This window comes from Algibacter lectus, from assembly GCF_900112395.1.
GTDB classification, from domain to species: domain Bacteria; phylum Bacteroidota; class Bacteroidia; order Flavobacteriales; family Flavobacteriaceae; genus Algibacter; species Algibacter lectus.
In genome coordinates, this window is the sequence record NZ_FOLN01000031.1 from 1 (window position 1) to 1,459 (window position 1,459).

1 protein-coding gene is annotated in these 1,459 nt (G+C 29.3%); it reads left to right on the plus strand.

The features are described 5' to 3' along the window. Positions 1–118 precede the first annotated feature (118 nt). Entirely contained in the window at positions 119–1,366 is a 1,248-nt protein-coding gene (locus BM246_RS19715; protein WP_074940737.1) for a toll/interleukin-1 receptor domain-containing protein, read from the plus strand. Positions 1,367–1,459: the final 93 nt, after the last annotated feature.

The following is a 1,459-nucleotide window of genomic DNA, read 5'->3' on the forward strand; positions in this document are numbered from 1 at the left end:
TCATAAGTTTAAATATTTATTTCCTAAATTAGCTTCAATATAAATCTGTAGGATATTTATATTGATAAACCCTTAATGTCTATATACCTGCCGTTAGCTACAAGCAGAACAAACAACAATGGTAAACCAAGAATACATATTAAGTTTAATTCAAAAAGAAGCTTGGAAACCAGTACTTGACTTTTTATATAAGCATAAAAAAGAGATTCCAACAGATTCATTATTGCAATATTCGACCTCTATTTTCGAATCTGAATTTTTTGGAAATATAAAAAAGGAAAACTCAAGTATTACTTTTGATAACCTACAAGAATTATTTCTTCTACATAATGGAAAATTTTTCACACTAAATGAAAATAATTATAAGGAATTAGTTTGTGAATTAGCTCGACAAAGTACAGGAGAGACTTCACTTAATTACGCTAAACTATTCCCTGAAGAGGAAATTTGTAAAGAAATCATTGAAAAAAATAAGAAAACCAAAAAAGACACTAAAAAGTCGGAAATAAGAATTGAAAAAATGAATTGGATTGAAATATATAATAGATTATTCGAAGTAATTAATGTCCAAGGAGATGCTAGCACATATTTTTCAGGACCTCGTTTTATAAACACACTCAAAGAATTTAATCAATATCATCCAGATTATACTCAATATATCAGTTTAAGAAATGAGCAAGGAAAAAGCACTAGCAGAAGAATATTCTACTACGACATAATAATGGAACTTGATGAAAGCACCAGAATTGACTTCATAAACAGAATACTTGAAATGGTAGAACCTTTCGAAAAAGAAAAAGTGATACCAATAAAAGCTTTGATTAAAGGAGAAAATCCAACAATAAAAAAACCAGAACAAGAAACTGTCAAAGAAGATGTGGAAACGGTTTTTATATCATATTCTTGGGATACAGAAGAACACAAAAAATGGGTATTGGACTTAGCAAATAGGTTAGTTAAAGAAGGTGTCAACGTGATTCTTGATAGATATGAACTTAGACCAGGAAAAAGCTTACCTCATTTTGTAGAAACAGCAATTAAAAAGGCTGATAGAATCCTAATTGTGTTTACACCAAATTACAAATTAAAAGCTGAAAAAAGAGCTGGAGGAGTTGGATATGAATATTCGATAATGAATTCAGAACTTTATAAGAATCAAACAAACAACGAAAGAATTATTCCTGTTTTAAGAAATGGAGCTTCTGCTGACAGTATTCCTGAATTTATGCAACAATATATTCATATAGATATGAGAAATGACGATAATTATGAAAACTCATATACGGACTTACTTAGAGAGATTTATGACGAACCTGAGATTGTAAAACCGGAAATTGGAACTAAAAGGAAAATTGCCAGTAGCTAACAACGGTAACCGTTGCACAACCCCTTAAAAAAGTATAAAAACAGCTTAAAATCTTTGTTTTTAAGCTGTTTTTATTTTTGATACTCCATATTT

What these genes read in the sequence shown, in the direction of transcription:
- BM246_RS19715 (WP_074940737.1), top strand. Translation starts at nt 119, where the DNA reads ATGGTAAACCAAGAATACATATTAAGTTTAATTCAAAAAGAAGCTTGG.